Origin of the sequence: Frankia sp. ACN1ag (assembly GCF_001414035.1) — a bacterium.
Taxonomy (GTDB): domain Bacteria; phylum Actinomycetota; class Actinomycetes; order Frankiales; family Frankiaceae; genus Frankia; species Frankia torreyi.
The window spans coordinates 1-7120 of record NZ_LJPA01000073.1 but is presented as its reverse complement, the minus strand read 5'-3'; the positions used below and the strand labels follow the sequence as shown (position 1 = coordinate 7120).

Below are 7120 nucleotides of genomic sequence, written 5' to 3'. Positions count from 1 at the left end.
GACGCTGCACGTGGACGCGCCCACCCCCCACGTCGACTGGTCCCCCGGCACCGTCACCCTGCTCACCGAACCCGCCGACTGGCCCACCACCCCCGACCGACCCCGGCGCGCCGCCGTCTCCGCCTTCGGCATCAGCGGCACCAACGCCCACCTCATCCTCGAACAGGCCCCCGAGGACGCCGCCGAGCCCGACTCCGGTCCACCAGCCGACGGGCGACCGGCCGACGCCGGATCGGCCGACGGCCAACCAACCGACGGCCAACCAGCTGACGGCGAACCAGCCGAGACCGCCAGCGCTGGCCCCGGTCCCGACGCACTGCCCTGGGTGCTCTCCGCGCACTCGGAGTCGGCGCTGCGGGCGCGGGCGGCGCAGCTCGCCGAGCACGTCGCCGCCTCGGCCGGGGAGCCGGGCGGCCCCTCGGCGGCGGACGTCGGCCACGCCCTGGCCACCACCCGGACCCTGCTCGCGCACCGGGCCGTCGTCGTCGGCGACGGCCCGGAGCAGCACCGCGCCGGACTGCTGGCGCTCGCCGCCGGGGACACGGCGGCACACGTCGTCTCCGGCGTCGCCGGGCCGGCGGGCCGCACGGCGCTGCTGTTCACCGGGCAGGGCAGCCAGCGCGCCGGCGCGGGGCGGGAGCTGTACGCCGCGTCGCACGTCTTCGCCGCCGCGCTCGACGAGGTCACCGCGCATCTCGACGGCGCGGTCGGCCGGTCCGTGCGCGAGCTCATGTTCGCCGAGCCCGGGTCGGCGGCGGCCGACGAGCTGGACGCCACCGCCTTCACCCAGCCTGCGCTGTTCGCCCTCGAGGTCGCGCTGTACCGGCTGGCGGAGTCCTACGGGCTGCGGCCTGACCACCTCATCGGCCACTCCGTCGGCGAGCTGACCGCCGCCCACCTCGCCGGCGTGCTGTCCCTGCCGGACGCGGCCACGCTGGTCGCCGCGCGGGGCCGGCTCATGCAGAGCGTGCCCGCGACCGGCGCGATGGCCGCGTTGGAGGGCACCGAGGAGGAGATCGGCCGGCTGTTCGCCGGCGCGGCCGGGACCATCGGCGTCGCGGCGGTCAACGGGCCACGCTCGGTGGTCGTCTCCGGCGATCGTGACGCCGTCGAGGAGATCGGGCGGCGCTGGCGCGAGGCCGGCCACCGGGTGCGCGGCCTGCGGGTCAGCCACGCGTTCCACTCCGGCCACCTGGACCCGGTCCTCGCCGAGTACCGCGAGGTCGTCGCCGGGGTGACGCTGCGCCCGCCGACGATCCCCATCATCTCGAACGTCACGGGACGGGTAGCGACCGACGCCGAGCTGACCGATCCCGACTACTGGGTGCGCCACCTGCGGGGGACGGTCCGCTTCCACGACGGGATCCGCACGCTGGCCGACCTGGGCGTCACCACCTACGTGGAGCTGGGCCCGGACGCGGTGCTCTCCGCCCTGGCGGAACAGGCCCTCGCGGAACAGTCCGTCGCGGAGCAGTCCGTCGTCGACGCGGCGCCGACCCCGGATGCGGCCGCCGGCCCGGCGCCGAGGGTCGTCGCGCTGCTGCGCGCGAACCGCCCGGAGGTCCGCTCGTTCACCACCGCGCTGGCCCGGCTGCACGTCGACGGGGTCGCCGTCGACTGGTCGGCGGCGTTCACCGGCCGCCGGCCGCGCCACACGGACCTGCCCACCTACCCCTTCCAACGACAGCGCTACTGGCTGGACGCCCCGACCGGGACGTCGGGCCGCCCGGGCCTCGAGACGGGCGGGGTCGGCCCGGAGCACCCGGTGTTGACCGGCGCGGTCGAACTGGCCGACGGTGGCCTGGCGCTGACCGGCCGGCTGGACCCGGCCGCGCTGCCCTGGCTGGGTGACCACGCCGTGCGCGACACGGTGCTGCTGCCGGGAACCGCGCTGCTGGACCTCGCACTGACCGCGGCCCGCCACTGCGGCGCCCGCCGGGTGGAGGAGCTCGCGCTCACCGCCCCGCTGGCCCTGTCCGCATCCGGGGCGCTCGACGTCCAGGTCCTGGTCGATCCGGCCGATCCGGCCAGCGGCGGCGCGCCCGAGGGGGTCGAGCGCCGGGCGGTCACGATCCACGCCCGTCCGGTCGCCGACCAGACCGACCCCCCGGGCCCGTGGCAGCGACACGCCACCGGCTTCCTGCGCGCGGACGACGGCGCCGCGGCGGACAGCGGCGGCACCACGGGTGACGGGGCGACGGCGCAGGACAGCGCCGAACCGGCCGTGGGCGCCGCGGCGGGCGACCGGGGCGGGGCATGGCCGCCGCCGGACGCGGTCGCGCTCGACGTCTCGGGCCTGTACCCGCGGCTGGCCGGCGGCGGATACCAGTACGGACCGGCCTTCCGCGGCCTGCGGGCGGCCTGGCGCCACGGGGACGACGTGCTCGCCGAGGTCACGCTGCCGGACGCGGCCGGTGGGCGGGATCGGTTCGAGGTGCATCCCGCCCTGCTGGACGCGGCGCTGCACGCCGTCGTCGGGCTGCTGCCCGGCGCCGAGGCCGCCGGCGAGGGCGACCGGTCGGCCGACGACGACCCGGGCCGCATCCGACTGCCGTTCACCTGGCAGGACGTGACGCTCGCCGCGCGCGGTGCCGCGTCGCTTCGGGTACGGGTCTCCCCGACCGGCCCGGACACGGCGCGGCTGGCCGTCGCCGACGCGGCCGGAGAGCCGGTGGTGACGATCGGCGGGCTGACCCTGCGCCCAGTGGCCGCGCAGGTGTTGGCCGACGCCGGCCGGGCGGTCGCCGGCCGCGGCGGGGGCGACGCGATGTTCCGGCTCGACTGGCAGGCGGTGCCCCCGGCCGACCCTGCCGCCGACGCGAACCGCACCCCCGGCGACGGCGACGGCGACGACCGCGCCGGCGGCTGGGTGGTGATCGGGGCGCGGCGACCCGTCGACCTGGCGGCTCCCGACCGCGGCCCGACCGCGGCGCCGCCCGAGCCGGCGGACCTGCGTCTCCTGCCGGACCTGGCCGCGCTGCGGGCGGCGATCGGCGCCGACGGCCAGGCGCCCGCCCTGGTCATCCACCGACCGACCGCGGTCGAGTCGGCACCAGCCGGCTCAACCCCTGCCGGCTCAACCCCTGCCGGCGCGGCAGCGGCCGGGGAGGCCGATCCGGTCCCGGCGGCGCACGCCACGGTCCGGGCGGCCCTGCACCTGCTGCAGGACTGGCTGCGCGACGAGCGGTTCACCGGATCCCGTCTCGTGATCCTCACCGAGCGGGCCGTGGCGACGGGCCCCGGGGAGGATGTCGCCGACCTCGCCGCGGCCGGCCTCTGGGGGCTCGTCCGCAGCGCGCGGACGGAGAACCCCGACCGGGTGGCGCTGCTCGACGTCGACGGCCGCGACTCCTCACGGGAGGCCGTCCGCGCCGCGCTCACCCTGCTCGCCGCGCGGCCCGCCGAGCACAGCGAGCTCGCGGTGCGCGACGGGGAGATCCGCGTGCCGCTGCTGGCCCCGCTCGGCACGCAGCCGGCGCTGCTCCCCCCGGCCGGCACCGACGCCTGGCGGCTCGACGTGACCGCCGCCGGCTCGCTGGACAACCTCGCCCTGCTGGCCGAGCCGGCGGCGCACCGGCCGCTGGCGCCGGGGGAGGTCCGCCTCGCGCTGCGCGCCGCCGGGCTGAACTTCCGGGACGTGCTGATCGGCCTGGGGATGTATCCCGGCGGGGCGCGCATCGGCGCGGAGGGCGCCGGCGTCGTGGTCGAGGTCGGCGCGCAGGTGTCGGACCTGGCGCCCGGAGATCGGGTGATGGGCCTGGTCCAGGGCACCCTCGGCCCGCTCGCGGTCACGGACCGCCGGCTGCTGACGGCGATCCCGCCGGGCTGGTCGTTCAGCCAGGCCGCCGGCGTCCCCGTCGCCTTCCTCACCGCCTACCACGGCCTGGCCGATCTGGCCCGGCTGCGCCGCGGCGAGTCGCTGCTGGTGCACGCCGCCACCGGCGGGGTGGGCCAGGCGGCGGTGCAGCTCGCCCGGCACTGGGGCGTCGAGGTGTTCGGCACGGCAAGCCCGGCGAAGTGGCCGGTGCTACGCGGGCAGGGGCTCGACGACACCCACATCGCCTCGTCGCGCACCCTCGACTTCGCCGACGCCATCCGCGCCGCGACCGGCGGCCGCGGGGTCGACGCCGTGCTCAACTCGCTGGCCGGGCCGTTCACCGACGCCTCGCTGCGGCTGCTGGCGCCGGGCGGGCGGTTCGTCGAGATGGGCAAGACCGACCTGCGGGACCCGGCGGCCGTCGCCGCGGACCTCGACGGCGGTTCCTACCAGGCGTTCGACCTGTTCGAGGTCGACCCGGCCCGCATCGGCGAGATGCTCGCCGACCTCGCGGACCTGTTCACCCGGGGGGCCCTGCGCCCACTGCCGACGACAAGCTGGGACGTCCGGCACGCGCCGCAGGCGCTGCGCCAACTCAGCCTGGCCCGGCACACCGGCAAGCTGGTGCTGACGCTGCCCGCGCCGCTCGACCCGGCGGGAACGGTGCTGATCACCGGCACCGGGGCGCTCGCCGCGCTCGTCGCCCGCCGGCTGGTCACCCACCACGGTGTGCGGCACCTGCTCCTGGCCAGCCGCGGCGGCCCGGCCACCCCGGGCGCCGAGGCCGTGCGGGCCGCGCTCGCCGAGGCGGGTGCGACGGCCACGGTCGTCGCCGCCGATGTCGCCGACCCCGACGATGTGCGCCGGCTGGTCGCGGCGGTGCCGACCGACCATCCGCTCACCGCCGTCGTGCACACCGCCGGGGTACTCGCCGACGGGGTGGTGACGTCACTCGACGACCCGACGCTGGACCGGGTGCTGCGTCCCAAGGTGGACGGGGCCTGGCTGCTGCACCGGGCCACCGCCGGGCTGGACCTGGCCGCGTTCGTACTGTTCTCCTCGGTCGCCGGGCTGCTCGGCAACGGCGGGCAGGGCAACTACGCCGCGGCGAACGCGTTCGAGGACGCCCTGGCCCACCACCGGCGCGCGGCGGGGCTGCCGGCCGTGTCGCTGGCCTGGGGCCACTGGGCGCAGGCCGGGGGGATGGCGGGGCAGCTCGCCCCGGCCGACCTGGCGCGGCTGGCGCGCACCGGCATCGCGCCGATGTCCACCGCGCAGGGGCTCGCCCTGTTCGACCTGGCCCTCGACGGAGCGGGGGCGGCCGGGGCGGGGACGGCCGCCGGCGCGCAACCGCTGCTGATCCCGGCGCGGCTGGACCCGGCCGGCGCCGCCCGCCCGGCTGGCGGCGGGCTGCTGCGCGGGCTGGTCCACGTGCCGTCGCAGCGTTCCACCGCCGGCGCGGGTGGGGCCGTGGGCGCCGGCGCGGCCGGTGCGGCGACCCCGGCCGGCGCGGCGGGCACACCGGCGGCGGACCGGGCGGCGGCCCTCGTCGAGCGGCTGCGCGGGCAGGGCCCCGACGAGCAGCGCCGGGCGCTGCTCACCCTGGTCCGGACCACCGCGGCCGAGATCCTCGGCCACGCCTCGGCGGCGGCGATCCGGCCAGATCGCGGCTTCCTGGAGTCCGCCTTCGACTCGCTGAGCGCGATCGAGCTGCGCAACCGGCTCGCCCGGGAGACCGGCGTGCACCTGCCGACAACGCTGCTGTTCGACCACCCGACGCCGGCCATCCTGGCCGCCCACCTGCGGGACACCCTGTCTGCAGACAGGCGTCTCCTGGGCGGGCGGCCCTCGGACGAGCGGCCCGCACCCGTCGACCTCGACGCCGAGATCTCCCGGCTGGAGGCGGCGCTGACCGGCCCGGCGGCGTCGACGCCCCAGGGCGCCGACGCGGTGGCCCGGCTGCGGGCGCTGCTGGCCGCGATGCCGGCCGCCGCACAGCCGACCGGCACCGCGGCGGACGACGACGAGGCCGACGCGACCCGGCTGACCGAGCAGATCTCCGGCGCCACCGACGACGAGATCTTCGACTTCATCGACCGAGAGCTCGGCATTTCCTGACCCGCCCAGCCCCCGCCGGCCGCGCGCCGTCGGCGCCCCCCGCACCGCGCCCGGCAGCACGTGCTCTCCGGTCCGCCCCGACTCCGCGCATCGAGAAGGCTGATACCGCACATGGCGAACGAAGCGAAGCTCCGCGACTACCTCAACCGGGTCGCCGCCGATCTGCACCAGACCCGCCAGCAGCTACGCGAGCAGGAGGCGGCCCGCCGCGAGCCGATCGCGATCGTCGGGATGAGCTGCCGCTTCCCGGGCGGGGTGAGCTCGCCGGAGGACCTGTGGCGCGTCGTCGACGAGGGACTTGACGTCACCGGCCCGTTCCCGACGAACCGCGGGTGGGACGTCGACGGGCTCTACGACGCCGACCCCGACCAGCCCGGGCGGACCTATGCCCGCTCGGGCGGGTTCCTCCACGACGCCCCGGAGTTCGACGCCGCCTTCTTCGGGATCTCCCCGCGGGAGGCCCTCGCCACCGACCCGCAGCAGCGCCTGCTGCTGGAGACCGCCTGGGAGGCCGCGGAGCGGGCCGGGATCGACCCNATCTCGCTGCGCGGCTCCGCGACCGGGGTGTTCGCCGGGGTGATCGCCCAGGAGTACACCCCGCGGCTGCACCAGCCGACCCCCGAGCGGGTCGACGGGTACGTGCTCACCGGCAGCACGACCTCCGTCGCGTCGGGCCGGGTCGCCTACGCGCTGGGGTTGGAGGGCCCGGCGGTGACGGTGGACACCGCCTGCTCGTCGTCGCTGGTCTCGATCCACCTCGCCGCCCAGGCGCTGCGCGGCGGGGAATGCACCCTGGCCCTGGCGGGCGGNGTCACCGTCATGNCNNCGCCGGGCATGTTCNNNGAGTTCTCCCGCCAGCGCGGGCTGGCCCCGGACGGGCGGTGCAAGCCGTTCGCCGCCGCCGCCGACGGCACCGCCTGGGCCGAAGGCGTCGGCCTGCTCGTGCTGGAACGGCTGTCCGACGCCCAGCGGCTCGGCCACCGCATCCACGCGGTGATCCGCGGCAGCGCCGTGAACTCCGACGGAACGTCCAGCCAGTTGACGGCGCCGAACGGGCCGTCCCAGCAGCGGGTCATCCGCGCGGCGCTGACCGCCGCCGGCCTCACCCCCGCCGACGTCGACGCCGTCGAGGCCCACGGCACCGGCACCACCCTCGGCGACCCCATCGAAGCCCAGGCCATCCTC

Annotated in this window: 2 protein-coding genes and 2 pseudogenes; all 4 read left to right on the top strand. The window is 77.8% G+C overall.

Annotated features, from left to right (window positions below):
- Positions 1-10: 10 nt before the first annotated feature.
- Positions 11-5935, top strand: coding sequence for an SDR family NAD(P)-dependent oxidoreductase (locus UK82_RS30380; RefSeq protein ID WP_055410869.1), 5925 nt, complete (start codon positions 11-13; stop codon positions 5933-5935).
- 60 nt (positions 5936-5995) lie between these two features.
- Positions 5996-6471: pseudogene (locus UK82_RS41175) on the top strand (beta-ketoacyl synthase N-terminal-like domain-containing protein); the annotation flags it as partial.
- A gap of 1 nt (position 6472) precedes the next feature.
- Positions 6473-6744: pseudogene (locus tag UK82_RS41170) on the top strand (beta-ketoacyl synthase N-terminal-like domain-containing protein); the annotation flags it as partial.
- 34 nt (positions 6745-6778) lie between these two features.
- Positions 6779-7120: beta-ketoacyl synthase N-terminal-like domain-containing protein (locus UK82_RS41160; protein WP_236706627.1), on the top strand; the 342-nt coding region annotated here is incomplete at both ends.